Genomic DNA, 23591 nt, shown 5'->3' on the forward strand with positions numbered 1-23591 from the left:
CGTGGGCTACTCGCTGCGGATCTCGAAGGGGGAGCAGGCGGGGCGCGAGCTCGCGCTCGGGCAGGGCGAGCTGCGCATCGGACGCGGGCCGGAGAACGAGCTCGTGCTGCCGGACGCGGGGGTGTCGCGCCGCCACGCGCGCATCTATGCGCAAGGTGGAGCGCTGCTGGTGGAGGACGTGGGCAGCGCGAACGGCACCGAGCTCAACGGCGTGCTGCTCGAGGGCCCGCAGGCGCTCGAGGACGGCGACTGCATCTGCCTGGGGCCCGTGGAGCTGGTCTTCTCCCACGCCGCAGCGGACAGCACGCGCATCCTCGCCGCGGCCGAGGTGCGCCCGCGCGCGCCTGCCCGCGCCGCGGCGCTGGAGACCGTGACGCCGCGCCCCGGTGCGAAGCTGCCTGCCGGGGCGGCGGCACGCACCGAGGCACCGCTTGAGACAGCTCCCACCGCCGCCGAGCGCGCCCGCCGGCGCCGTGCGGTGAGCGGCACCCTGGGCGGGCAGCTGCGCCTCGCGTGGGAGGGGTTGGATCGCCGGGGCAAGTCGGTCGCGGGTGCGCTCGCGCTCGCCGCGCTGCTCGCCATGGCGGGAACGCTGGTGGCGCTGTTCCAGCCGCGCAGCGCCGCGCGAGAGGAGCTCGGCCCCGAGCCCACGCAGCTCACGGCCACGCCCCTGCGCGGCTCCTTCGGCCTCGGGGACGGGGTGACGTGGGAGCGGCCGGACATGAAGGTGTTCACCTTCGAGTTCACCGCGCCCACGCGCGCCGTGGCGCTGCTGCGCTACCAGGCGAGCGGCATCTCGAAGGACGAGGTGAGCGTCAGCGTCAACGGCATCGACCAGGGCTGGGTCCCGCCGGACGCGGGCGGCGCCTCCGAGCGCGAGCTGGAGCTGGTGCTCCCGCCCTCGGCGCTGCACCGCAACGCGCGCAACCAGCTCATCTTCGACAACGTGAAGAACCCGCCGGGCCACGAGCCCTGGCGCATCGAGGGGCTGCGGGTGGAGATCATCCCCGTGCCCGAGCTGCCGCCCGCGGAGCTGCTCGCGAGCGCGCGCGAGTCGGTGGCCAAGGCGCGCGCCTACGACGTGCAGCGCGCGGCGGGGAGCGAGAACCTCTTTCGCGCCTGGAAGAACTACCGCTTCGCGTGGGTGACGCTCGAGGCCCTGGACGAGCGCCCCGAGCTGTACCGGGACGTGCGCTACGCGCTCGCCCAGGTGAGCGCCGACCTGGACCGGGAGTGCGCGCGGCTGATGCTGGAATTCCAGCGAGGGGTGCAGTACCGGGACGCGAAGGCGGTGCGCGAGGCCTTCGAGGACGTGCTGCGGCACTTCCCTACGACCGAGCATCGCTGCCACACTCTCGCACTCGAACAGCGAAACCGGTACGCGCTGTAGCGCGGCGGCCGGGTTGGAAGGGGTCTCGCGATGTCCACCGGAACGCCGCCCGTGCGCCGCGGGGCGCGCACGCTCCCGCCCGAGGCGGAGCGTCTCGCGCGCACCGAGCCGAACACCGCCATCGTGCAGCTGCCCGAGGCGCCGCCCTCCAGCGCGCGCCTGTGCTTCACCGCGGGACCGCGCGCGGGCGAGGAGCTGCAGCTGCCGGAGCTGGACGAGGTGGTGGTGGGCCGCGCCGTGGACAACCCGGTGGCGATTCCCGACAGCTCGGTGTCGCGCAAGCACGCGCTGTTGCGGCGGGTGGGCGGCGGCTGGGCGGTGAGCGACCTGGGCTCGGGCAACGGCACGCTGGTCAACGGCGAGCCGGTCGAGGAGGAGCGCCCGCTCGCGAGCGGCGACACGCTCACCCTGGGTGACTCCGAGCTGCGCTTCGAGGACGGCGGGCAGGCCACCACCCTGATGACGCTGCCGGCGCGGCTGCCGGTGCCTGCGCCCGTCACGGTGCACGCGGTGCCGATGGCGGACGCGGGCGGGGGGCCCGCGCGCCCCGGCCCCCGCGTGCGCAGCGCCCGGGCGAGCCGGGCGGCCGCGGCGAGCGCTCCGGAGGCGCAGGCGCTGCGCAAGAAGCGCCTGATGATCGCGGGCGGCGCGTTCGCGGTCCTGATGCTGCTGCTCATCGGGCTCAAGGCGAAGCTGGATGCGGACGCGCGCCACGCGCAGGAGAGCGCGCGGGTGGCCGCGGCGCAGCGGGCGCGGCTCGGCGCGCTGTTCCAGGAGAGCAAGAACCTGGTGCGCGAGGGGAAGTGGGCCGAGGCCAAGGCGCGCCTGGACACGCTCGCCGCCGCCCGGCCGGACTACCCCGGCGTGCAGGACTACCTGGAGCGCGCGGCGAAGGAGGTCCCCAACCAGGCGCACCTCGAGGAGGCGCGGGGCGCGCTCGCCAAGAGCGCGCTGGGCCCTGCCGCCATGGCGCTCGCGCAGGTGACGCCGGACACCACCCAGTACGACGCGGTGCGCGCGCTGCGCGCCCAGCTGCTCACGCTCTCCGGGCAGCGGGTGCTGGAGGCGAAGCGCCTGCTGGACGCGCGCGAGCTGGACGCGGCGAAGGCCGTCACGGCGGACGTGCTCGTGGCCTTCCCCGACCAGCGCGACGCGAAGCTGCTGGACGAGCAGGCCGCGCAGGCCATCCGCCTGCGCGATGCGCCGCCGCCCTCCGCGCAGGGCGCCGCGCCCAGGCCGTGGGAGCCCGCGGTGGCGCGCTTCATCGATGGGGATCTCACCGGCGCTGCCGCCCTGGCCAACGCCTGCGTGGGGCGCGCCCCGCGCTGCAAGGCGCTGCTCGGGCAGATGAGCGAGTTCGGGGGCCTGTACCGCAAGCTCGAGGACCTGGACGCGAAGGGGCTCGCACGCCTGCTCGCGCTGGACCGGGAGATCACGGACGGCCGGGCGAGCAAGATGGCCCGCACTGCGGGTACGCGCGCGGCGAGCATCTTCTACAAGAGCGCCTCGGCGGCGAAGGCGAGCGGGCAGTGGGGCAAGGCGGGCGAGTACGCGCGGCGCACCCTGCAGGCGGATCCCGGACACGCGGGCGCCTCGAACCTGCTCACGGAGCTTCGCACGCGGGCCAAGGACCTGTATCTCTCCGCCTACTCCCTCAAGGACACCAGCCCGGACGAGGCGCTCCCGCGCTTTCGCGAGGTGATGCAGATGACGGCACCTGGCGACGAGACCTACGAGAAGGCCAAGGGCTGGGTGGACAAGCTCTCCCGATGACGAAGCGCAAGGGCGCCCCCGAGGCGCCGCCCCAGTCCCCGCTCCAGCAGGCCGACCTCTTCGGCACCGCTCTGCCGAAGAGCGCCCCTCCCACCCGCGCGGGGGCCGTGCGCCCTGCGGCCGAGCGTGCGCCGGCGCCGCCTCCCGCTCCCGCCCCTGCTCAGGAGGTTTCCCAGCCCCTCGCGCCGCTCGCGGGCAGCCCCGCCGCGAGCGCGCCCAACGGCGCCGCCAAGGCCGCGCGCACCGTGCTCACGGTGGGCGAGCTCACCCGGCAGATCAAGAACACGCTGGAGACGAAGTACACGCGCGTCATCGTGCGCGGCGAGGTCTCGAGCTTCCGCGGTGCGAACGCGCGCGGGCACCTGTACTTCACGATGAAGGACGCGGGCGCCTCCATCGACGCGAAGCTGTGGGCCTCGCAGGCGGCGCGCCTGCGCTTCGCGCTGCGCGACGGGCTCGCGGTGGTCGCCGAGGGGAGCGTGGACCTCTACGAGCCCCAGGGGCGCTACAGCCTCATCGTGAGCCGGCTGGAGCCGGAGGGGGAGGGGGCGCTCGCGCTCGCCTTCGAGCAGCTCAAGGAGCGGCTCGCGGCCGAGGGGCTCATCGGCGACCGGCGCATCCGGCCGCCCAGGCCCGTGCCCTTCCTGCCCCGGCGCATCGGCGTGGTGACGAGCCGCACGGGCGCGGCGCTGCAGGACTTCCTGCGCGTGCTGCACTCGCGCCACCCGCGCCTGCCGGTGCTGGTGTGCGACGCGCGCGTGCAGGGGGAGGGGAGCGCCGAGGAGGTGGCGCGCGGCATCGAGCGGCTCGCCCGCACGGACGTGGACGTGATCGTGGTGACGCGCGGCGGTGGCTCGGTGGAGGACCTCTGGACCTTCAACGAGGAGCGCGTGGCGCGCGCCATCCACGCGAGCCCCGTGCCGGTGGTGAGCGCCATCGGCCACGAGATCGACTTCACCATCGCGGACTTCGTCGCGGACCTGCGCGCGCCCACGCCGAGCGCGGCGGCCGAGCGGCTCGCGCCGGTGCTCGCGGACCTGCAGTTCACGCTCGCGACGCAGGAGGCGCGGCTGCGCCAGGCGGCGACGCGGCGGGTGCTGGAGCTGCGCGGGGGGCTGAGCGCGCAGTCGGGGCGGCTCGTGGACCCGCGGCGGCAGCTCGGGCAGCAGCGGCTGCACCTCTCCGAGCAGCTCGAGCGCGCGATGCGGGTGCTGCGCCCCTCCCTGCGCCAGCGGCGCGCGGGGCTGCAGGCGCTGGACGAGCGGCTGCAGCGCGCGGCGCCCCAGGCGCGGCTCGCCGAGCAGCGCCAGCGCCTGCTCAAGCTGCATGCGCGGCTCACCGAGGCCCTGCGCGCGCAGCTCAGCGCCCAGCGCGCGCAGCTCACGGGGGACCGCCTCCGGCTCGAGCGCGCCTCGCCCGCGGCGCTCGTGGCCGCCCAGCGCACGGCCCTGCTGGACCGGCGCGCTCGCCTGCTTGCTGGCGAGCGGCTCGCCCAGGGGCAGGCCCAGGCGCACTTCCAGCGGCTCGCGGCCCGGCTGGACGCGATGAGCCCGCTCAAGGTGATGTCGCGCGGCTACGCGGTGGCCTTCCGCAAGGCGGACGGCCGGGTGGTGCGCAGCATGGCGGACGTGCAGGTGGGGGACGCGCTGGGGGTGAAGTTCGCCAACGGCGGGGCCCGCACGCTGGGGGCCTGCGAGGAGATCGAGGCCACGGTGACGGCGCTGAGTGGGCCGGGCGACTGTTGACCCCTGCTCCCCGGGACAAAGGGGGGTGCAAGCCAGCGCGCCGTCCTCTATAGAGGGCCCAAGCTCTCTCTCTTCTCGAAGGCGGCAAGCACATCGTGGCCAAGGACAGCGCGAAGGACACGGCGAAGGACGGCAAGGAGCCGGGCAGCGCCCCGCCCGAGCAGTACGGGGACGTGGTGGGCCGGCTCGAGGGGGTGGTGGCGCAGCTGGAAGCCGGCACGCTCTCGCTGGAGGACTCGCTCAAGGCCTTCGAGGAGGGCATCAAGCTGGTGCGCCGCGGCGAGAGCCTGCTCAATGCCGCCGAGCAGCGCATCGAGCTGCTGCTGAGCGAGGACGGCAAGGACACGGCCGTGCGGCTGCAGACGGGCGTGAAGCCGCCCACCCTGCCGGCTGCCCCGCGCAAGGGGCCTCCCTCCGCGGACGAGGACGTGCCCTTCTAGCCCCCTCGTGAGCGCCATGGGAAAGCTCAAGGTCACCATTGTCGACGATGACCGCGACACGCGGGAGCTGCTCGCGGTCGCGCTCGAGGGCGAGGGCTTCGAGGTGACGGCGGCGGCCAACGGGCTGCGCCTCATCGCCTCGCTGCAGCTCAACCGCCCGGACGTCATCCTGCTGGACGTGAACATGTCCTGGATCGACGGCTTCGAGCTGTGCCGCGCGGTGAAGAAGAACGAGGGCTTCCGGGACATCCCGGTCATCTTCGTGAGCGGGCGCTCGAGCCCGGAAGACCTGCAGCGCGGCAAGGAGGTGGGCGCCTCCGACTACTTCGTGAAGCCGCTGGACCTCGATGCGCTGATCACGCGCATCCGTACGCTGGTTCCCGGCTCTGGCTCCGCGCCCAGCCCCGGCCGGGCCCCCTGATTCTCCCCTGAGTCCCCACATGACGTCCGACTTCGTCCTGGAACCCTACCTGCGCCGCCAGGCGGCGCGCGTGGAGGCGCTGCTCGCGGCGCGCATGGATTCACTCGCGCCCGCGGTGCCGCCGCGCCTCCTCGAGGCGATGCGCTACTCGCTGCTGGGCGGTGGCAAGCGGCTGCGCCCGGTGCTGTGCCTCGCCTTCGCGGAGGCCGTGGGCGGCAGCAGCGGCGCAGGCGGGCGCGCGGCGGAGGACGCGGCGTGCGCGCTCGAGTACGTGCACACCTACTCGCTCGTGCACGACGACCTGCCGGCCATGGACGACGACGACCTGCGCCGCGGCCGCCCCACGAACCACAAGGTCTACGGCGAGGCGATGGCCATCCTGGCCGGCGACGCGCTGCTCACCGAGGCGCTGGGCCTGGTGGCGGCGGGGGCGGAGCCCTGCCGCGCGGGCCTCTGCCGCGAGCTCGCGCAGGGCGCGGGGGCCGCGGGGATGGTGGGCGGGCAGGTGCTGGACATCGCGGAGGACCGCCCCGCCGAGCTCGGCTACCTCACCCGCCTGCACCGTTTGAAGACGGGCGCGCTCATCCGGGCCGCCTGCCGCATGGGCGTGCTCGCGGCGGGCGGAGACGCCGGCGCGCTCGAGCGCGCGCACACCTACGGCGAGGCGGTGGGGCTCGCGTTCCAGATTGCCGACGACCTGCTGGACGTGACGGGCAGCGCGGCCGAGCTCGGAAAGCCGGTGGGCGCGGACGCGGCGGCGGGGCGCTTCACCTTCCCCGCGGTGCTGGGGCTCGAGGGCTCGCGCGAGCTCGCGGCGCGCAAGGTGGCCGAGGCGGTGGAGGCGGTGCGGCCGCTGGAGCCGGGTGACGGTCCGCTCGCCGCGCTTGCGCGCTACGCAGTGGAGCGCAGCTCGTGACCGGGGTGCTCGCCCGCGTGGCCACGCCCGCGGACGTGCGGGCGCTGCCCGAGGCCGAGCTGCCGCGGCTGTGCGAGGAGCTGCGCGAGGAGATCGTCTCCGTCTGCGGCAAGGTGGGCGGCCACCTGGGCGCCTCGCTCGGCGCGGTGGAGCTGATCGTCGCGTTGCACCGCGTGTTCAGCTCGCCGCAGGACGCGCTCGTCTTCGACGTGGGCCACCAGGCCTACGCGCACAAGCTGCTGAGCGGGCGGCGCGAGCGCATGGGCACCTTGCGGCAGGCGGGCGGCATCGCGCCCTTCCTCGACCCGCGCGAGAGCCCCCACGACGCGGTGGCCGCGGGGCACGCGTGCACGGCGGTGTCCGCGGCGCTGGGCATCCTCGAGGGCAAGCGGGCGCGCGGGCGCGCAGGCCACGCGGTGGCAATCGTGGGCGACGGCGCGCTCACCGGCGGGCTCACCTTCGAGGGGCTGAACAACGCGGGCGGCGCGAGCCTGCCGCTCGTGGTGGTGCTCAACGACAACCAGATGTCCATCTCGGCCAACGTGGGCGCCATCCCGGCGCTGCTGCGCACCCACGAGGCGCGCGCCTTCTTCGAGGCGCTGGGCTTCACCTACCTGGGGCCGGTGGACGGGCACGACCTCGCCGCGCTGGTGCCGGCGCTTCGCGAGGCGCGCCGCTCCTCGCGCCCCGTGGTGGTGCACGCGCTCACCCAGAAGGGGCGGGGCTTTCCGCCGGCCGAGGCAGACCTGCAGACGCGCGGCCACGCCATGGGCCCCTACGAGTGGCGCGACGGCAAGCTGGTGCGCTCGCGCGGAGGCCAGCGCACCTACAGCGAGGCCTTCGCCGCGGCGCTGGAGGACGTGCTCGCGGAGGATCCACTCGTGCACGTGGTGACGCCCGCGATGCTCGAGGGCTCGGCGCTGGTGGCGCTCAAGGAGCGCTACCCCGCGCGCGTGCACGACGTGGGCATCGCCGAGCAGCACGCCGTCACCTTCTGCGCGGGGCTCGCAGCGGCAGGCCTCAAGCCGGTGTGCGCCATCTACTCGACCTTCCTGCAGCGGGCGCTGGACCAGGTCATCCACGACGTGTGCCTCCCCGGGCTGCCGGTGGTGTTCGGCCTGGATCGCGCGGGGCTGGTGGGCGCGGACGGCGCCACGCACCAGGGCGCCTACGACGTGAGCATGCTGCGCCCCCTTCCGGGCATGCGCGTGGCGGCGCCCGTGGTGGGAGAGGACTTGCCGGGGCTCTTGCGCGACGCGCTCGCGAGCAGCGGGCCCACGGCGCTGCGCTTTCCCCGCGGCACGCTGCCCCCCGTGCCGCCCGGGCTCGCGCTGCCGGTGCCCCCGGTCGAGGGCGCGCGCTGGCTCAAGCGTGCGGCGAAGCCCACGCTCACCCTGGTGACGCTGGGGCCCGTGGGGCTCGCTGCGCTGGAGGCCGCGGCAGGGGAGCCCACCTGGAGCGTGCTGGATGCGCGCTTCGCCGCGCCCCTGGACGTGGCGGCGCTGCGCGAGGCGGCCGCCTGCGGGCGCGTGCTGGTGGCGGAGGAGGGGAGCACGCGCGGCGGGCTCGGCAGCGCGGTGCTGGAGCTCTACGCCGCCGAGGGCCTGGGGCCGCGGGTGCGGCTGGTGGGCATGCCGGACGCCTTCGTGCCGCACGGGGATGCGCGGGTGCAGCGCACGGCGTACGGGCTGGATGCAGCGGGGCTCGCGGCGGCCGCGCGGGCGCTGGAGGGCCGATGAAGGCGCGCAAGGAGCGGCTGGACGTGCTGGTGGTGGAGCGCGGGCTCGCCGAGTCGCGCGCGAAGGCGCAGGCGCTCATCCTCGCCGGGCAGGTGGTCGTGGGTGACCAGCGCGTGGACAAGCCGGGGGCGCTGGTGGCCACGGAGAGCGAGCTGAGGCTCAAGGGCGAGGTGCTCCCCTACGTGTCGCGCGGCGGGCTCAAGCTCAAGGGCGCCCTCGACCACTTCGGCCTGGACGTGCGCGGCCGGGTGGCGGCGGACATCGGCGCCAGCACCGGCGGCTTCACGGACTGCCTCCTGCAGGAGGGGGCGGTGCGCGTGCACGCCATCGACGTGGGCTACGGCCAGCTGCACGAGAAGCTGCGGGTGGACCCGCGGGTGCGCTCGCGCGAGCGCGTCAACGCGCGCTACCTCACCGCGGAGGACCTGCCCGAGCCGGTGGGCGTGGTGGTCATCGACGTGAGCTTCATCTCGCTCACCCAGGTGCTGCCCGCGGTGCTGCCGTTCCTGCAGCCCGGCGGCCTGCTGGTGGCGCTGGTGAAGCCGCAGTTCGAGGTGGGCCGCGACCGCCTCGGCAAGGGCGGCGTGGTGCGCGATGCGCAGGCGCGCCAGGAGGCCATCGACGCCGTCACCGCCTTCGTGCGCGAGCAGGGCCTCGGCGTGCGCGGCCTGATGGACTCCACCGTCCCGGGCCCGGCGGGCAATGTCGAGGCGCTCCTGGTCGCAGAGAAGGGTCAGGCCGTGGTCAGCCCGCCTGCCCGGCCGTAGAAATCTGGACCTCTCTGGCTTCGCCCGCTTTGACCAGGCATGATGTCCGTCTGGTATGGGTTTTTCTGCACACGGCGCACGCAGTTCCTCTGGGCGCCAGGACATTGCAGTCCGGGAGGGCGCATGAGCGCCAAGGTCGTCGCGCGCAGCGCCCCGCCTTCTCCGGCCCGAGGCCGGGTGCTGGTCGTGGGGGCGAGCGAGGCCTGCGACGCGCTGCTCGAGCGGCTGTCCTTCAGCGGCTTCCAGGCCGCGGTGGCGGACAGCGCCGAGGCGCTGCGCAGCGTGGCGCAGACGCTGCAGCCCGAGGCGATCCTGCTCTCCACGAGCGGCCGCCACGCCGCCGAGGCGCTGAGCTTCATCCGCCAGGACGCGCAGCTGCAGGGGCTTCCCGTCCTCGCGGACGGCACGCGGCCGCGCGCGAGCGCGCTGCGCAAGCTGGGCGTGGACGACTGGGTCCACAGCCTCGACGAGCTCTCCCTGCGCCTCGAGTCCGCGCTGCGCGCGCGCCGCCTCGTCGCGCGCGACGAGCGCTCGCGGCTGCGGATGGAGATGCTGCTGGAGATCACCCAGGCGGCCACCAGCTCGCTGCAGCTCGAGGAGATCCTGCGCATCGCGGTGGAGAAGGTGGGCCGCGTCATCTCCACGGACCGCTGCTCGGTGGTGCTGGTGGAGGCGACCCAGCCGCGGGTGGCCAGCGTGGTGGCGACCCGCGAGGCGCCGCAGCTGGGGGCGCTCGACCTGGACCTCGCGCGCTACCCGGAGCTGCGCCGTGCGCTGGAGACGCGGCAGCCGGTGCACGTGGAGGACGCCACGCGCGACCCGCTGATGTCCGAGGTGCGCGACGCCATCACCCCCCTGGGCGTGCGCTCCATCCTGGTGCAGCCGCTCATCAGCCAGGACGACCTGGTGGGCGCGCTGTTCCTGCGCATGAGCCGCGCGGAGAGCTCCTTTGACCGCGAGGACCAGGAGTTCGCGCGCGCGGTGGCCGCGGCCCTGGCCAACTCCATCCGCAACGCGCAGCTGCACACGGCGCTGCGGCGCAAGCACGAGGACCTCGAGTCCGCGTACGTGGACCGCTACCGCGAGCTGAGCGAGGCGAACCGCCGCCTCAAGGAGCTCAACCGCTTCAAGGACGAGCTCATCGCCGTCTGCAGCCACGACCTGCGTGCGCCGCTGCAGATCCTGCTCGGCCACGGGCGGCTGCTGCTGGACGAGGAGCTCCCGCCGCAGCAGCAGGCGAGCACCGAGGCGATGGTGCGCCAGGGGCGCAAGATCCTCGAGCTGGTGGAGTCGCTGCTGGAGAAGGGCAAGGGCGAGGCGGTGCGGCTCTCGCTCGAGCCGCGGCTGCTGGACGTGGCGCAGCTGTGCGCGGAGTCCACCGCGGAGCTGGAGATCCTCGCCGCCGAGCGGCAGGTGCGCCTGCGCGCCGACTGCAGCGAGACGCTGATGGCGATCGGCGACCCCACGAAGCTGCACGAGGTGCTGCAGAACCTCGTCACCAACGCCATCCACCACGCGGCCGCCGCGGGCACCGTGCAGGTGCGCGCGCAGCGCCTCAAGCGGCCGGACGGAGACGCGGCCCGGGTGGTGGTGCAGGACGACGGGCGCGGCATCCCCGCCGAGCAGCTGCACCTGGTCTTCGACCGCTACCGCCACGGCCCCGGCGGCACGGGCCTGGGGCTCGCCATCTGCAAGGAGTTCGTGGAGCTGCACGGCGGGGAGATCTGGGCCGAGACGCCTCCCGAGGGCGGCTGTGCGTTCGTCTTCACGCTGCCGCTCGCGCAGCAGGCGCAGCGCGCGCTGCCCACCGCCGCGCTCCCGCCCGTGCCCGCCGTGGAGCAGGCGCGCGTGCTGGTCATCGAGGACGAGCCGGAGGTGGCCGCGCAGCTCTCCGAGGTGCTGCGCGCGCGCTACCGCGTGGAGCTCGCGCGAGACGGTCAGGAGGGGCTCGCCAAGGCGCGCGCCCTGCACCCGGACCTGGTGGTGATGGACGTGTTCCTGCCCAAGCTGGACGGCCTGGACTGCGCCGTGGCGCTCAAGTCCTCCTCGGACACGGCGGACATCCCGGTCATCCTGCTCTCGGCGCACCAGGGCGTGGTGGAGAAGGTGCGGGCGCTGAACCTCGGCGCGGTGGACTACCTGGCCAAGCCCTTCCAGGCGCTGGAGCTGCTCGCGCGCACCGAGCGGGCCCTGCAGCAGCCGGGGACGTCGCGCGGCGCGGGCCTGGGCATGCTCGGCGCGGGCCGGCGCAGCCCCGGCAGCGATCCGGTGACCGGGCTGCTGGATCACCCGGGGCTGCTGGTGCGGCTCGAGGAGGAGATCTCCCGCAGCCGCCGCTACGAGCGGCCCCTGAGCGTGGCGGTGCTGCGCCCGGAGCGGCCCCTCTTCGACGTGCCGCGCAACGTCGGGGACGTGCTGCGCCTGCGGCTGCGGGTGCCGGACATCCTCGCGCACCTGGGCTCCGGCATCTTCACCGTGGTGCTGCCCGAGTGCGCCGAGCCCGCCGCCCGCGCCGTCATCGAGCGGCTGCTGCCGGACCTGAAGGCTGCGACGGGGCTCGCGTACCAGAGCGCGGTGCGCGACCTCACCCAGGACGCGGAGCCGGTGGAGCGGCTGCTCGAGCGGCTCGGCGCGCTGCCGCCCCGCGCCTGAACACCGACACCCGTACCTACATCAGCGCCTCCCGCAGGCGCTCCGGCGCCGCGCTACACTGCGGGGCGCCGTGAGCGCTCCCTTCCGCCACCGCCCATTGCGCGCCCTCGCCCTGCTGGCGCTGGCGCCGCTGCTCGCCGGCGCTTCGGCGCCGCGCCCGCCCCTCGGCGTGGACGAGGCGGCGATGCGCGAGGCGATGGAGGCGGCGGCGCTGGAGGACGAGTCTGCCTCCGCGTCGAGCTACGCCCAGTTCCTCGAGGCGCGGCTGCGCGCGCACGCGGGCGACGTGCCGGGGAGCGTGGAGGCGCTGCGAGAGGCGCTCGCCAGCGACGACGGCAGCGCGCTGCTGCGCACGCGGCTTGCCGAGGCCTACGCGCGGCTGGGCCAGCGCGGCGCAGCGGAGCGCGAGCTGCGCACGGTGCTCGCGCACTCCCCCGGCGACTACGAGGCCCGCGTGCTGCTCGGGCGGGTGCTGCTGGAGGCGGGGCGCCCCGCGGCGGCGGAGCGTGAGCTGCGGCGCGCCCTGGCCCTCCGGCCGCGCGAGCCCGCGGCCTACCTGGCGCTGGCCCAGGCCTGCCTCGACGCGGGCGCGGCCGAGCGCGCAGTCGCGGCGGTGGAGGCGCTGGAGGCGGTGCGTCCCGGCGACGCCCGGGCCTCGCGGCGCCTGGGCCTCGCGCTCGCCGGGCGCGGGGATGCCGCGCGCGCGGCCCCGCTGCTGGAGCGGACGCTCGCGCGCACCCCCGGGGACGCCGAGGCGTGGCGGGCCCTGGGCGCAGCCCGGGAGGCGCTGGGGCAGCGGGACGCCGCCGCCGAGGCCTATGCGCGCGCGCTCGCGCAGGCGCCGGAGTCCGGCGAGGCGCTGCTCTCCGCAGGGCTCCTCGCCGTTCGCCAGGGGCGCGAGCCCGAGGGGCTTGCGCTGCTGGAGCGACTGCTCGCGCTCGACGGGGCCTCGCAGTGGGCGCTGCAGGCGGCCTCCGCGCTGGTGGGCGCGCACGCGGTCGCGCCCGCGGCGCGGCTGCTGGACGCGGCGCGCGCGGGCGGGGTGGGGGATGCGCGGGTGGCCTACTTCGCCGGCCGCATCCACGAGCAACGGAGGGAGCTGTCCAGCGCGGCGGCGGCCTATGCCGCGGTCGCGCCTCCAGGTGCGGAGGACGGCGAGAGCCTCTTCGAGGACGCGCGCCTGCGCCGGGCCCGCTGCCTCTCGCTGCTCGGCGAGCACCCGGCCGCGATCGCGCTGCTGCGGGAGGCGCTCGCGGCCCATCCGGAGGACCCCGAGCGCGCCCGGGCCCTCGCGCAGGCGCTCGAGCGCAGCGGGCAGGGCGAGGCGGCGGAGGATGCGCTTCGCGAGGCGATTGCCCGGTCGCCCGGCAGCGAGCTGTACGTGACGCTGGCCCAGGTCCGCGCCCGGCGCGGCGCTCCCCAGGAGGCCACCCAGCTGCTCGACGCGGCGCTCGCCCGCTCGCCCTCGGACGAGCGCCTGCTCTACGCGCTCGCGCGGGTGCAGGCCGGGGCGGGGAGGGGGAGCGAGGCGGAGCAGACGCTGGGGCGCCTGCTGAAGGCCCACCCGAAGCACGGTCCCGGCCTGGGGCTGCTGGGCACGCTGCTCGCGCAGCGCGGGGAGCCCGCCCGGGCGGCCGAGCTGCTCGCCCGCGCGGTGGCGCTCGGCCCGGTGGAGCCCGGGGTGTACGAGCACCTGGGAGATGCGCTGCGGGCCGCGGGGCGGCACACCGAGGCCGCCGGGGCGTACCGCCGCGCGCTGGAGGCGCTCGCGGTGCTCGAGCCGGAGGCAGGCGAGCCTGTCCCGGAGCGCGCGGCGCTCGAGCAGAAGCTCAAGATGCTGTCCTCCCGCGCGCCGGCTGACTAAGGTGACACGCCTATGCCGCACCACGACGAGGGCTTCTTCAACGCGAAGGACAACCTCCGGCTCTTCTGGGTGTTGGACGTCCCCGAGGCACCCCGGGCGCACGTGGCGCTCGTGCACGGCTACGGCGACCACTCGGGGCGCTACCGGCCGGCCATCGAGGCGCTGGTGGCGGACGGCTTCGCGGTGCACAGCTTCGACTACCGCGGCCACGGCCGGGCGGACGGGCGGCGCGGCCATGCGGAGCGCTGGCAGGACTTCGTGGACGACCTGGAGGTCTTCTGGGCCCGGGTGCGGCGCTCGGCCGGGGCGCAGAAGACCTTCCTGCTCGGCCACAGCCACGGCGGGCTGATGGCGCTGCAGTGGCTGAGCCGGGACGTGCAGGGCCTGAGCGGGCTGGTGCTCTCGGCGCCCTACCTGCAGCTCGCGCTCTCGCCGCCCGCGCTGAAGGTCGCGGCGGCGCGGGTCGTCGGCACCGTGCTGCCCTGGCTGCCCATCAAGAGCGGGCTCAAGGCGGCGGACCTCACGCGGGACGAGGCCATCCAGGCAGCCACCCTCTCGGACCCGCTCTACCTGGACATCGCGACGCCCGGCTGGTTCACCCAGTCCTCGCGCGCCCAGGTCCAGACCCTCGCGTCGGGCCCCTCGGTGAAGGTGCCCCTGTTCCTCTTCTGCGGGGAGAAGGACGGGGTGGCGTCCACGGTGGCCTCGCGCGCCTTCTTCGAGTCCGTCGCCTCTGCCGACAAGACCTACAAGGAGTACCCCGGCATGCGACATGAGCCCCTGAACGAGGTGGGCCGGGACGAGGTGTTCCGGGACATCTCCGGCTGGATCTCCAGGCATCTCTGACGTAGCTTGCGCCGCCCGGCGGCGGCGCGATGAAACGGCACCGGCACCCACACTGACGACGAGCGGCGCTCCGAGGGACACACCGCATGGCACAGGGCGATCAGATCAACATCATCGGCAAGGGCATCGTCATCAAGGGCAACCTCACCGGCGGTGGGGACCTGGTCATCGAGGGACGGGTGGAGGGGCAGATCGCCCTGAAGAACCACCTGACCATCGAGGGCACCGGACGCGTGCAGGCGGACATCCGCGCCGAGGAGCTCACCATCAACGGCGAGGCGAGCGGCAACATCGACGCCTCCACCCGCGTGGCGATCAACACCAGCGCGAAGGTCGCCGGTGACATCAAGGCGCCGCGCGTGGTCATCGAAGACGGGGCAGTCTTCAACGGGTCCATCGAGATGGACGTGAAGCTGCCCGACGACATCTAGGCGCAGTCACCCGCAAGCGCACGCATCCCCCACCACGCTTCACGAGGAGTGGAAGGCACTCATGGCGAACACGGTCATTGGCTCGAGCATCGTCATCGACGGGGAGATCTCCGGCGACGAGGACCTGGTCATCCAGGGCACGGTCAAGGGGAAGATCTCCCTCAAGGAGAGCCTCTACGTCGAGGGTAGCGGCGTGGTCGAGGCGGACATCGACACGCAGAACGTGGAGATCGCCGGCCGCGTGACGGGCAACATCGCCGCGAGCGACAAGGTCGAGCTCAAGAGCGACTGCCGCGTCGTGGGCGACATCAAGGCGCCGCGCATCCTCATCGCCGACGGGGCCTCGTTCAAGGGCAACGTCGACATGGACCAGAAGGGCCGCTGACGCATGGCGACCAAGGATCTGGCAGGAGCGAGCAACAACACCGTGGTGGGGCCCTCCATCCTCATCAGCGGTCGGCTGACCGGTGACGAGGACCTCACGGTCCGCGGCCGCGTCGAGGGTGAGGTCACGCTGAGCCACACGCTCATCGTGGAGCCCTCCGGCGTGGTGAAGGCGAACGTGGCGGTGAAGAACGCCATCGTGAGCGGCGTGGTGGTCGGCAACATCAACGCCACCGAGAGCGTGGAGCTCACCCGCGAGGGCCGCATGGTGGGCGACATCCGCGCCCCGCGCGTGATCATCGTGGACGGCGCGAGCTTCCGCGGCCGCGTGGACATGGGCGAGGTGGAGCCGGGTCGCGTGCCGGTGGCGCGTCCCCCGGTGGCCCGCCCCACGGTGCGCGCGGCCCCCGCGCCGGTCGCACGGCCCACGGCCCCGCCGGCGCCTCCGCGCCCGCCCGCGCCCGGTACCGCCACTGCGGCGCCGCGCGTTGCCGCCGGTGCGACCCCGGCCGGTGCCCGGCCTGCGGGCGCCAAGCCGCTGCCGCCGCCGCCTCCGCCCGCCGCCAAGACGGCTGCGGACACGCGCGCCGCGCCGGTGCCGCCGACGGTGGCGGCCGGTGCCAAGAAGAAGGTCGTCCTGAAGAAGAAGGGACGCTAGGGCGAGCGGATGCCGCGCCCTTCCGGGGGCGCGGCGCCTTGCCCAGCCAGGGGATCCGATGCACGGGGATTCGAAGGTGGACGGAGACGAGGCGCTGCCCACGGCGCAGGATGCGGCGCCCGCGGAGGCGTCTGCTCCGGCGGAGGCCTCCCAGGGCGAAGCGCCTCAGGGCGATGTGCTCGCGGAGGAGGCGAGCCGCACCGGGATCTTTCCGGACGAGACGCCGCGCGGCGAGGCCGAGCTCGAGGCTCCGGGGGAGGTCACCTCGCGGCAGGTGGACGTGCTCGAGGTGGGCCCGGACGCGGACACGGAGGAGACCCTTGGTGAGACCCTCGGTGACACCCTGGGCGAGAGCCTGAGCGAGGCGCCGGGCGCCGCGGACACGGAGCCGGCTGCTCCGCCCGCGCCCCCGCGCCCGCCTGCGCGCACGGGCCTCCCCGCGGTGGAGGCGCGCCGCCGGGGCCACGTGGCGCCCGCGGCGCTGTCGCTCGCGAGCATCGAGGAGGACGCGACCTTCCGGGTGCGCCCGGAGGGGGACCTCTCGGGGCTCGCCACGGACATCGCGCGGCTGGGCCAGCTCTTCCCCGTGGACGTGCGCCAGGTGGGCGAGGGCCGCTACCAGCTCATCTGCGGCTTCCGGCGCGTGGCGGCGCTGCGCTTCCTGCAGCGCGACGTGGTGCTCGCGCGCCTGCACACGGACCTCTCGGACGAGGACGCGCTGCTGATGGCGGTGGCGGCCGCGGTGCACGCGGCGCCGGTCTCGGCGGACGAGCTCACCGAGCTGCGCGACCGCCTGGACGCCGAGGGGCGGCTGTCGGCCGCCGCGCGCGACATGTTCGAGAAGGCGCTCGCCACCGAGAGCTCGCTCGCGCCCGAGGGCGTGGAAGAGGAGATCGACGCGGACGAGCTCGCCGCGGACGTGGCGCAGCGCCTGGGCGCCCTGAACCAGGACCTCTCCCTGCTCGCGGACGTGTTCGCCGCGCTGGACGAGTCGCGCCGCGCGGAGCTGCTGATGCAGCTGCGCTACTCGGCCGAGCTCGTCGCCTACCTCGAGAACCTCTAGGACACCCTGCCCATGGCCTCGCCCCTGATGCGCGACCGCGCCCGCCTGCTGGAGCTGCTCACCGAGAAGTCCTTCGAGCGGCGCAAGGTGGTGCTCTCGTCCGGCAAGGAGTCGGACTTCTACATCGACTGCAAGCGCACCGCGCTGCTCGCCGAGGGGCACTTCCTCATCGGGCGGCTGCTGCTCGAGGCCGTGCGCGCGGGCGCTCCCACCGCCGAGGGCGTGGGTGGGCTCACGCTGGGCGCGGATCCGCTCGCCTCCGCGGTGAGCCTCACCAGCTACCTCGCGGGCCACCCGCTGCCGGCCTTCATCGTGCGCAAGGAGCCCAAGGGCCACGGCACGGGGCAGTGGATCGAGGGCATGAGCGCGCTGCGCAAGGGCGCTCCGGTGGCCATCCTCGAGGACGTGGTCACCACGGGCGCCTCCACGCTCAAGGCCATCGAGCGCGCCCAGCAGGAGGGGCTGCAGGTGCTCGGCGCCTTCGCGCTGGTGGACCGGCTCGAGGGCGGGCGCGAGGCGGTGGAGGCGCAGGGCCACAAGCTCGCGACGCTGTTCACCCGCAAGGACTTCATCCCGTGAAGGGGCTGCCCCGCCTCGCGCTGGCGCTGCTCGCGCTGGCCGCCTGTGCCAAGGTTCCGCCCATCGTCGGCGACCCCGCGCCCACGCTGCGCGACCTGGACGCCGAGCGCGCGTACACCAAGGTGCTCGAGCGCTACAGCGCGCGGGGGGAGATCTACGCCCTCTTCGACACGCGCGCCTTCGCCGGCGCCACCTTCCAGGCGCCCGCGTACCGCGAGGCGCGCGTGCGCCGCCAGGCGGCCTTCGAGCTGCTGCCCCCCGAAAAGGTGCAGGCGCTGCTCGCGAACGAGCAGGCCCAGGCCGCCGCGGCGCACGAGTTCTTCTTCGCGGCGCACGTGAACGACCCGCGCATGGACGACTTCGACAAGGGCACGGGGAAGTCCGTGTGGCGCCTCACGCTGCTCACCCCCGCGGGCGAGGTGACGCCCATCCAGATCCGGCGCATCGGGCGCGCGAACCTGCCCATGCGCGCCTACTATCCGTACGCGGGCGACTTCTGGGTGGGGTACTGGCTGCGCTTCCCGCGGCAGTTCTCCAACGGCACCCCCGTCATCCCCGAGGGCACCGGGAAGGTCACGCTGCGGGTCGCCTCCACGCTGGGGCAGCTCGAGCTGCAGGTGGACGCGCAGTAGCCTAGGGCTTCACGCTAGGCGCCGGCGGCGGGCTCGCGCTCGGTGGGATGCGCGCCGCGCCCTCCTGCAGCCGGTCCAGCAGCGCGGCGGGCGAGGACTCCACGAGCAGCGCACGCGCCTGCTCCCGGGCGAGGAAGCCGTCGTCCGCGGCGCGCTGGGCGAGCGCGCGCAGGGGCTGCCAGAAGCCCTCGACGTCCAGCAGGCCCACCGGCTTGTGGTGCAGGCCGAGCTGCGCCCAGGTGAGGATCTCGAAGAGCTCGTCGAAGGTGCCGTAGCCGCCGGGCAGCGCCACGAAGGCGCCGGCGCGCTCGGCCATCAGCGCCTTGCGCGCGTGCATGGAGTCCACCACGTGCAGCTCGGTGAGGACCTTGTGGGCGATCTCCCGCTTCTCGAGCCCCCGCGGCAGCACGCCCACCACGCGCCCGCCGCCCTCGAGTACCGCGTCCGCCACCGCGCCCATCAGCCCGATGCCGGCGCCGCCGTACACCAGCGTGAGCCCGCGCCGCGCGAGCTCCGCGCCGAAGGCACGCGCGGCCTCCATGAAGGCGGGGCGCGCGCCGGGGCGCGAGCCGCAGAAGACACAGACGCTGGTGAAGGGGAGGGGAGCGGTCATCGCGCGAGTCCGAAGCGCTCGGGGTGAGCGGACACGAACGCAACCACCGCGGTGACGAAGAGGATGACGGGCGCGGCGTAGCGGAAGACCTGAGGCCCCTTCTTCAGCGCGAAGCCGCAGGGAAGCCCGAAGAGGAAGCCGCCCAGGTGGCCCGCCCAGCTCACGCCAGGGATGAGGCTGATGACGGCAATCTGTGCGAGCCACACGCCGAGGCTGCGGCGCCCCTCGCGGGTGACGAGCAGCAGCATCGCGCCGGCCCAGCCGAGGATCATCCCGGAGGCGCCCAGCATCACGGTGTGGAAGTTGAAGAAGAGCGAGAAGGCGCTGGCTCCGAGGGCCGACACCACGCTGATGAGCAGGAAGCGCGCGCTGCCGATCGCGCGCTCCAGGCCGAAGCCGAGGCTGTAGACCACCGACATGTTGAAGAAGATGTGCAGCGCGCCGCCGTGCTCGAAGGCGCAGCTGAGCAGGCGCCAGTACTGGCCGGCCTGTACCCACGGACCGAAGAGGGCGAAGCGCGGCACCTCCTCGACGCCTCCGCCGCTGACCTGCACCGGGATGGCGAGCCGGGCCTGCAGGAGGAAGAGGGCGACAGAGGCCGCCATCACGAACCCGCACACCCACGGGATGCGGCGCGCGGGGACGGGCGTCTGCTCCTGCGTGGGCAGGGGCTCGAGCGGGTCGACGGGCTCGAGCACGCGGCGTGGCTCGCGGGGGCTGACCATGGGGCCTCTAGAGCTCGCGGGACACGACCGTGTCCTTGAGCCAGTGGTGATCGTCGAGGTTCGGGTAGTCGAGCGTGTAGTGCAGGCCGCGGCTCTCCTTGCGGCGGCTCGCGCAGTCCACGATGAGGCTGGCCACGTCGGCGATGTTGCGCAGCTCGATGACGTCGCGCGTGACCTTGAAGTGCCAGTAGTAGTCGCGGATCTCCTCGCGCAGCAGATCCAGCCGGCGGCGCGCGCGCATCAGGCGCTTGTCCGTGCGCACGATGCCCACGTAGTTCCACATGAGCCGGCGCACCTCCTCCCAGTTCTGGGTGACGACCACGCTCTCGTCGCTCTCCACCGCGCTGCCCGGGTCCCACTCGGGCACCTCGCGCTCGGGCACGCTGCCCGTGCGCAGCTCGGCGGCCGCGGCGATGGAGGCCCGGTGGCCGAACACGAGCCCCTCGAGCAGCGAGTTGGAGGCGAGGCGGTTCGCGCCGTGCAGGCCCGTGTGCGCCACCTCGCCGATGGCGTAGAGCCCCTGCAGGTCCGTGCGCCCGTCCAGGTCCGTGACCACGCCGCCGCACTGGTAGTGCGCCGCGGGCACCACCGGGATGGGCTGCACCGTCATGTCGACGTTGAAGGCCTTGCAGGTGGCGTAGATGTTGGGGAAGCGCTCCATGAGGAAGGCGCGGCCCAGGTGCGTCATGTCCAGGTAGACGCACTCCTCGCCGGTGCGCTTGAGCTCGGCGTCGATGGCGCGCGCCACCACGTCGCGCGGGGCGAGCGCGCCCATGGGGTGGTAGCGCTCCATGAAGCTCTGCCCGTTCTTGAGCCGCAGCTTGCCGCCCTCGCCGCGCAGCGCCTCGCTGATGAGGAAGCTCTTGGCCTCGGGGTGGAAGAGGCAGGTGGGGTGGAACTGGTAGAACTCCATGTTCGCCACCCGCACGCCCGCGCGCCACGCCATGGCCACGCCGTCGCCCGTGGCCACGTCCGGGTTGGACGTGTACAGGTACACCTTGCCCGCGCCGCCGGTGGCCAGCACCGTCACCTTCCCGAGGAAGGTCTCCACGCGGCCGCCGTCCGCGCTGCCGTCGCGCAAGGCATACGCGCCGAGGCAGCGGCTCGCGCCTGCGGTGCGGCGCCGGTCGAGGATGAGATCGATGGCGGCGGTGTGCGGGAAGAAGGTGATGTTCTTCTGCTCGTCGCAGGCGGCGAGCAGCGCGCGCTCCACCTCGCGGCCGGTGATGTCTCCGGCGTGCACCACGCGGCGCGCGGTGTGTCCGCCCTCGCGGGTGAGGTCGAACTCGCCGCTCGCGCGCCGCGCGAACTCCGCGCCCAGCTCCACCAGCTCGCGCACGCGGGTGGGGCCCTCCTTCACGGTGACCTCCACCGCGTCGCGGTGGTTGAGGCCCGCGCCGGCCACCAGGGTGTCCTGGATGTGGGCGTCGAAGGTGTCGGTGGGGGCGAGCACGCTCGCGATGCCGCCCTGGGCGTAGGTGGTGTTGCCCTCGCCGCGCTCGCGCTTGGTGAGCACCGCCACGCTGCCGTGCTCGGCTGCCTTCAGGGCGAACGAGAGACCCGCCACTCCGCCGCCGAGGACCAGGAAGTCGAACCGCTGGGGCATGGTCGCAGCCTTAACTGTCCTAAGTGCTGGAAACAAGGCGATTTCTTGAGGACTTTCCAGCGGAGGTTTAAGGTTCACGGGCCTGACTCCCATGCGCCTGCACACCTCCCTCCTCTTCGCGCTGCTGCTCGCCCCGCTCACCGCCCGTGCGGGCGCGGGCATCTACCGCTACGAGGAGAAGGACGGCACCATCGTGTACACGAACGTGCCGCCGCCGGCGGGGCGCAAGGCGCAGAAGCTCAAGGGCACCTTCCACCCGGCGCCGAGCCCCTCGGAGCCCGCGCGCCTCAAGGCCGCCCCGACGGCGGAGCTGGACCAGCACATCGAGGCGGCGGCGCGGCGCTACAAGGTGCCCGCGAGCCTGGTGCGCGCGGTGGTGCACGCGGAGAGCAACTTCGACTCGCGCGCGCTGTCGCCCAAGGGCGCGAGCGGCCTGATGCAGCTGATGCCGGAGACGGCGCGCGAGATGTTCGTGAAGGACATCTTCGACCCGCGCCAGAACATCGAGGGCGGCACCCGCTACCTGCGCGTGCTGGCCAACCAGTACGGCGGCGACATGGTGAAGATGGTCGCCGCGTACAACGCCGGGCCCGAGGCCATCCGCAAGTACGGGGGCAACGTGCCTCCCTATGCGGAGACCCAGGCCTACGTGCGCAAGGTCATCCAGCTCTACTTCCACTACAAAGAGCGCGAGCGGCTCGCGCTGAACGAGCCCCGCGAGGCGAACAGCGATGGCGACGACGCGCGTGATGGGGCGGGGCCCGACGGGTCCCAGCGAAGCACCCTCCCTTGAGGACGAGTTCCTCCACCAGCTGCACCGCGGCGGCGAGCTGCTCGCGGCCGGCAAGGTGGCGGAGGCGAAGGACTACCTGGAGCGCGCGCACCGGCTCCAGCCGAAGAACGAGAAGGGGCAGAACCTGCTCGGGCTGGCCTACTTCCGGCTCGGCCTCTTCGACCGCGCGGCGGAGCTGTACGAGCGGCTCGTGCGCGACAACCCCGTGGAGCCGACGCTCCGGGTGAACCTGGGGCTCGTCTACCTCAAGACCCAGGCGCTCGCGCGCGCGGTGCGCGAGTTCGAGGTGGCCACGGATCTCGCGCCCGAGCACAAGAAGGCGCAGAACTACCTGGGGCTCGCGCTCGCGCAGGCGGGCGAGTACGGGCGCGCGCGCGAGCACTTCCTGCTCGCCGGCAGTGACGCCATGGCGGAGAAGATGGCGCGCGCCATCGCGGGCGAGGCCTACGCGCGCCCCACGCCTCCCCCGCCTCCTGCTTCGTCGCGCGCGGCGCCGCCCCCGCCACCTCCCGCGCCGGCCGCGAGCGCGTCCGGGAGCTCGGAGGAGGACTGGGGCGCGCAGTTCGGCCTCGAGGACGGCGCGGGACAGACGAGCGCCGCCGCCCCGCCCGATGCGCTGCCCCCCGAGCCGCTCGAGGAGGAGGAGATCCGCTTCGCCGAGGACGAGGGGCCGAGCGCCGACGAGCGCGCCGCACCGCCGCCCCCACCCCCGGCCGCGCGCTCCGCCCGGACGCCGGTGCCGGTGGACGATCCCTTCGCCGAGACCTCGGCCGCGCTCGCCGCGAGCGCACCGCTCGCCGCGGGCCTGCCCGAGCTGGCGCTCTCGGCGGACGAGGCCGTGCACCCGCCGCGGCTCGGGACTGCGCCTGCGGAGGCGGGCCCGGCGGGACCTGCGCAGGCCGGGCAGCTCGCGGCGCTGGTGCACGCCGTGGCGCTGCCCCAGCCCGAGGCCGCGCAGCCCTTCCACGTCGAGCACGGGGTGGCCTGTGTGCGCGTCTCCGGGGAGTTGCTCCTGCGGCTGCAGGGGCTGGTCGCCTCGCGCGGGAGCCTGCACCTCGCGGCCGAGCCCAAGCGCTTTCGCGGCCGCGCGACGGAGAAGCCCTTCGGCGAGGGCGCCTCGCGCATGATGCGGCTGCAGGGCGAGGGCAGCGTGTTCCTCGAGACGGGGGGCCGGGTGCTCGTGCCGGTGCTGCTCGGCGAGGAGGACGCGTACCTGAGCGAGGGCTGCGTCTTCGGCTTCCAGGAGTCCGTCACCTTCGAGAACGGCCGGGTGCCGCTGGAGGGGAGCGCCCCGCCGGGCAGCCCCACGGACCTGGACCTGGTCCACCTGCACGGCCCGGGGGCGGTGCTCCTGAGCCTGCCGGGCATCCTCCGCAGCGTGCCGGTGGGCGGTGGCGAGGCGGTCAGCGTGCCCATCGAGCACCTGGTGGGCTGGCAGGGCTCGCTCGCGCCGCGACTGCTGGGACTGCAGCAGGGTGGGGTGGGCGTGGAGTTGTCCGGCGAGGGGCACGCGCTCATCGCGCTGCCGTTGCGTCCGGTGATGGGCTAAGAGGC

The 23591-nt window shown here is 74.4% G+C and carries 22 protein-coding genes; 19 read left to right on the forward strand and 3 right to left on the reverse strand.

Annotated features, from left to right (window positions below):
* Position 1 precedes the first annotated feature (1 nt).
* The 17 genes from FGE12_RS24345 to FGE12_RS24425 all read left to right on the forward strand — a co-directional run bounded on the left by FGE12_RS24345 (position 2) and on the right by FGE12_RS24425 (position 18300).
* The gene (locus FGE12_RS24345; RefSeq protein ID WP_194798226.1) at positions 2-1390 is read left to right on the forward strand and encodes an FHA domain-containing protein; all 1389 of its coding nucleotides are present in this window, start codon (positions 2-4) and stop codon (positions 1388-1390) included.
* A 30-nt stretch (positions 1391-1420) separates the two neighbouring features.
* Positions 1421-3163 carry an FHA domain-containing protein gene (locus FGE12_RS24350; protein ID WP_153868990.1) on the forward strand — a complete coding sequence of 581 codons (1743 nt, stop codon included), beginning with the start codon at positions 1421-1423 and terminating at the stop codon, positions 3161-3163.
* Complete coding sequence (xseA, locus tag FGE12_RS24355) at positions 3160-4908, forward strand: exodeoxyribonuclease VII large subunit (protein WP_153868991.1); 1749 nt, start codon at positions 3160-3162, stop codon at positions 4906-4908. The genes FGE12_RS24350 and xseA overlap by 4 nt, the downstream gene beginning before the upstream one ends.
* A 95-nt stretch (positions 4909-5003) precedes the next feature.
* Positions 5004-5348 carry an exodeoxyribonuclease VII small subunit gene (gene xseB, locus FGE12_RS24360; RefSeq protein WP_194798227.1) on the forward strand — a complete coding sequence of 115 codons (345 nt, stop codon included), beginning with the start codon at positions 5004-5006 and terminating at the stop codon, positions 5346-5348.
* Between the two features lie 16 nt (positions 5349-5364).
* Entirely contained in the window at positions 5365-5769 is a 405-nt protein-coding gene (locus FGE12_RS24365; protein ID WP_153868992.1) for a PleD family two-component system response regulator, read from the forward strand.
* A gap of 19 nt (positions 5770-5788) precedes the next feature.
* Positions 5789-6685, forward strand: coding sequence for a polyprenyl synthetase family protein (locus FGE12_RS24370; protein WP_153868993.1), 897 nt, complete (start codon positions 5789-5791; stop codon positions 6683-6685).
* Positions 6682-8424, forward strand: a complete 1743-nt coding sequence (locus FGE12_RS24375) for a 1-deoxy-D-xylulose-5-phosphate synthase (protein ID WP_194798228.1) — start codon at positions 6682-6684, stop codon at positions 8422-8424. Before FGE12_RS24370 ends, FGE12_RS24375 begins: the two co-directional genes overlap by 4 nt.
* Positions 8421-9191: a TlyA family RNA methyltransferase gene (locus FGE12_RS24380; protein ID WP_153868994.1), complete on the forward strand. Its 771-nt coding sequence runs from the start codon at positions 8421-8423 to the stop codon at positions 9189-9191. The genes FGE12_RS24375 and FGE12_RS24380 overlap by 4 nt, the downstream gene beginning before the upstream one ends.
* 123 nt (positions 9192-9314) lie before the next feature.
* A complete protein-coding gene (locus FGE12_RS24385) occupies positions 9315-11843 on the forward strand; it encodes an ATP-binding protein (protein ID WP_153868995.1) in 2529 nt (842 codons plus the stop codon).
* 70 nt (positions 11844-11913) lie between these two features.
* The gene (locus tag FGE12_RS24390; protein WP_153868996.1) at positions 11914-13707 is read left to right on the forward strand and encodes a tetratricopeptide repeat protein; all 1794 of its coding nucleotides are present in this window, start codon (positions 11914-11916) and stop codon (positions 13705-13707) included.
* Between the two features lie 12 nt (positions 13708-13719).
* Positions 13720-14553, forward strand: coding sequence for an alpha/beta hydrolase (locus FGE12_RS24395; protein WP_153868997.1), 834 nt, complete (start codon positions 13720-13722; stop codon positions 14551-14553).
* Positions 14554-14639: 86 nt separating this feature from the next.
* Positions 14640-14984: a bactofilin BacN gene (gene bacN, locus FGE12_RS24400; protein ID WP_153868998.1), complete on the forward strand. Its 345-nt coding sequence runs from the start codon at positions 14640-14642 to the stop codon at positions 14982-14984.
* 61 nt (positions 14985-15045) lie between these two features.
* Positions 15046-15369, forward strand: a complete 324-nt coding sequence (locus FGE12_RS24405; protein WP_153868999.1) for a polymer-forming cytoskeletal protein — start codon at positions 15046-15048, stop codon at positions 15367-15369.
* Positions 15370-15372: 3 nt separating this feature from the next.
* Positions 15373-16026 carry a polymer-forming cytoskeletal protein gene (locus tag FGE12_RS24410; protein ID WP_153869000.1) on the forward strand — a complete coding sequence of 218 codons (654 nt, stop codon included), beginning with the start codon at positions 15373-15375 and terminating at the stop codon, positions 16024-16026.
* A 58-nt stretch (positions 16027-16084) separates the two neighbouring features.
* Positions 16085-17089 (forward strand): ParB N-terminal domain-containing protein, encoded by a 1005-nt coding sequence (locus FGE12_RS24415; RefSeq protein ID WP_153869001.1) that lies wholly within the window; start codon positions 16085-16087, stop codon positions 17087-17089.
* 12 nt (positions 17090-17101) lie between these two features.
* On the forward strand, positions 17102-17668 hold the full coding sequence (gene pyrE, locus FGE12_RS24420) for an orotate phosphoribosyltransferase (RefSeq protein WP_153869002.1): 567 nt from the start codon (positions 17102-17104) through the stop codon (positions 17666-17668).
* Positions 17665-18300 (forward strand): hypothetical protein, encoded by a 636-nt coding sequence (locus FGE12_RS24425; RefSeq protein ID WP_370459131.1) that lies wholly within the window; start codon positions 17665-17667, stop codon positions 18298-18300. Before pyrE ends, FGE12_RS24425 begins: the two co-directional genes overlap by 4 nt.
* A 1-nt stretch (position 18301) precedes the next feature.
* On the opposite strand, the gene FGE12_RS24430 is transcribed toward FGE12_RS24425, so the two are convergent.
* Genes FGE12_RS24430 through nadB form a run of 3 tightly spaced genes read right to left on the reverse strand, consistent with a single transcriptional unit; the run spans position 18302 to position 21244 of the window.
* Positions 18302-18913: a TIGR00730 family Rossman fold protein gene (locus FGE12_RS24430; protein WP_153869003.1), complete on the reverse strand. Its 612-nt coding sequence runs from the start codon at positions 18911-18913 to the stop codon at positions 18302-18304.
* Complete coding sequence (locus tag FGE12_RS24435) at positions 18910-19638, reverse strand: rhomboid family intramembrane serine protease (RefSeq protein ID WP_153869004.1); 729 nt, start codon at positions 19636-19638, stop codon at positions 18910-18912. Before FGE12_RS24435 ends, FGE12_RS24430 begins: the two co-directional genes overlap by 4 nt.
* A 7-nt stretch (positions 19639-19645) precedes the next feature.
* Positions 19646-21244, reverse strand: a complete 1599-nt coding sequence (nadB, locus tag FGE12_RS24440; RefSeq protein WP_153869005.1) for an L-aspartate oxidase — start codon at positions 21242-21244, stop codon at positions 19646-19648.
* Positions 21245-21335: 91 nt separating this feature from the next.
* Between nadB and FGE12_RS24445 the strand changes: the two genes are divergently transcribed.
* Both FGE12_RS24445 and FGE12_RS24450 read left to right on the forward strand, forming a co-directional pair.
* Positions 21336-22037, forward strand: a complete 702-nt coding sequence (locus FGE12_RS24445; RefSeq protein ID WP_194798229.1) for a lytic transglycosylase domain-containing protein — start codon at positions 21336-21338, stop codon at positions 22035-22037.
* Positions 21976-23586, forward strand: coding sequence for a tetratricopeptide repeat protein (locus tag FGE12_RS24450; RefSeq protein WP_228531059.1), 1611 nt, complete (start codon positions 21976-21978; stop codon positions 23584-23586). The genes FGE12_RS24445 and FGE12_RS24450 overlap by 62 nt, the downstream gene beginning before the upstream one ends.
* Positions 23587-23591: the final 5 nt, after the last annotated feature.

Origin of the sequence: Aggregicoccus sp. 17bor-14, assembly GCF_009659535.1 — a bacterium.
In the GTDB taxonomy this organism is placed as follows: domain Bacteria; phylum Myxococcota; class Myxococcia; order Myxococcales; family Myxococcaceae; genus Aggregicoccus.

What these genes read in the sequence shown, in the direction of transcription:
- FGE12_RS24370 (WP_153868993.1), top strand. Translation starts at nt 5,789, where the DNA reads ATGACGTCCGACTTCGTCCTGGAACCCTACCTGCGCCGCCAGGCGGCG.
- xseA (WP_153868991.1), top strand. Translation starts at nt 3,160, where the DNA reads ATGACGAAGCGCAAGGGCGCCCCCGAGGCGCCGCCCCAGTCCCCGCTC.
- FGE12_RS24395 (WP_153868997.1), top strand. Translation starts at nt 13,720, where the DNA reads ATGCCGCACCACGACGAGGGCTTCTTCAACGCGAAGGACAACCTCCGG.
- FGE12_RS24405 (WP_153868999.1), top strand. Translation starts at nt 15,046, where the DNA reads ATGGCGAACACGGTCATTGGCTCGAGCATCGTCATCGACGGGGAGATC.
- FGE12_RS24415 (WP_153869001.1), top strand. Translation starts at nt 16,085, where the DNA reads ATGCACGGGGATTCGAAGGTGGACGGAGACGAGGCGCTGCCCACGGCG.
- pyrE (WP_153869002.1), top strand. Translation starts at nt 17,102, where the DNA reads ATGGCCTCGCCCCTGATGCGCGACCGCGCCCGCCTGCTGGAGCTGCTC.
- FGE12_RS24365 (WP_153868992.1), top strand. Translation starts at nt 5,365, where the DNA reads ATGGGAAAGCTCAAGGTCACCATTGTCGACGATGACCGCGACACGCGG.
- FGE12_RS24410 (WP_153869000.1), top strand. Translation starts at nt 15,373, where the DNA reads ATGGCGACCAAGGATCTGGCAGGAGCGAGCAACAACACCGTGGTGGGG.
- FGE12_RS24350 (WP_153868990.1), top strand. Translation starts at nt 1,421, where the DNA reads ATGTCCACCGGAACGCCGCCCGTGCGCCGCGGGGCGCGCACGCTCCCG.
- bacN (WP_153868998.1), top strand. Translation starts at nt 14,640, where the DNA reads ATGGCACAGGGCGATCAGATCAACATCATCGGCAAGGGCATCGTCATC.
- FGE12_RS24450 (WP_228531059.1), top strand. Translation starts at nt 21,976, where the DNA reads ATGGCGACGACGCGCGTGATGGGGCGGGGCCCGACGGGTCCCAGCGAA.
- FGE12_RS24445 (WP_194798229.1), top strand. Translation starts at nt 21,336, where the DNA reads ATGCGCCTGCACACCTCCCTCCTCTTCGCGCTGCTGCTCGCCCCGCTC.
- FGE12_RS24380 (WP_153868994.1), top strand. Translation starts at nt 8,421, where the DNA reads ATGAAGGCGCGCAAGGAGCGGCTGGACGTGCTGGTGGTGGAGCGCGGG.
- FGE12_RS24385 (WP_153868995.1), top strand. Translation starts at nt 9,315, where the DNA reads ATGAGCGCCAAGGTCGTCGCGCGCAGCGCCCCGCCTTCTCCGGCCCGA.
- FGE12_RS24430 (WP_153869003.1), bottom strand. Translation starts at nt 18,913, where the DNA reads ATGACCGCTCCCCTCCCCTTCACCAGCGTCTGTGTCTTCTGCGGCTCG.
- nadB (WP_153869005.1), bottom strand. Translation starts at nt 21,244, where the DNA reads ATGCCCCAGCGGTTCGACTTCCTGGTCCTCGGCGGCGGAGTGGCGGGT.
- FGE12_RS24435 (WP_153869004.1), bottom strand. Translation starts at nt 19,638, where the DNA reads ATGGTCAGCCCCCGCGAGCCACGCCGCGTGCTCGAGCCCGTCGACCCG.